Raw genomic sequence first — 528 nt, forward strand, 5'->3', positions numbered from 1 at the left:
GCTTCTTCACTCGACATGGCGACTACTGGAAAGGCTATGAGACTTCCTTTGATGGATGTAGTGAAGTAGAACCTTATGAAGCCACTGTAATCTTATGGAAGGAGGTGAAGTAATGAGTGCAATTACACTGAATGAGTTCTATGAGATTCGCCAAGGTAAATCCGATAAGGGTGTTCTCGTAATGGATGGTGACTGGCTGGTATTCCAAGCGATGGCAGCAAGTGAAGTCGAGACCGATTGGGGTGACGATGTGTGGACCTTAGAGTGTGACCACGGGAAAGCGTGGAACATTCTGGTAGACTCCATCAAGTCCTATGCCGGTCGCAAGAAGGCTTGGCGTGATGCGCCTATCGTATTGGCCTTCACTGACTCTGTGAACTGGCGTAAGGAACTGGTAGACCCTACCTACAAGGAGAACCGTAAGGCATCCCGTAAGCCTGTAGGCTACCGCGCGTTCGTCGAGCGTGTTCAAGCCTGTGAGGACTGGACGTCTATCCTTGAGCCTCGCTTAGAGGGTGATGACGTAAT

Annotated in this window: 1 protein-coding gene; it reads left to right on the top strand. The window is 50.2% G+C overall.

Annotation, left to right across the window (positions count from 1 at the left end; all coding sequences use genetic code 11):
* Positions 1 to 112 precede the first annotated feature (112 nt).
* A partial coding sequence (locus tag I6F53_RS20430) for a hypothetical protein (protein WP_197240981.1) occupies positions 113 to 528 on the top strand: 416 nt, incomplete at its 3' end.

The sequence above is a fragment of the Pseudoalteromonas sp. SWN29 genome (genome assembly GCF_015864465.1).
Taxonomy (GTDB): domain Bacteria; phylum Pseudomonadota; class Gammaproteobacteria; order Enterobacterales; family Alteromonadaceae; genus Pseudoalteromonas.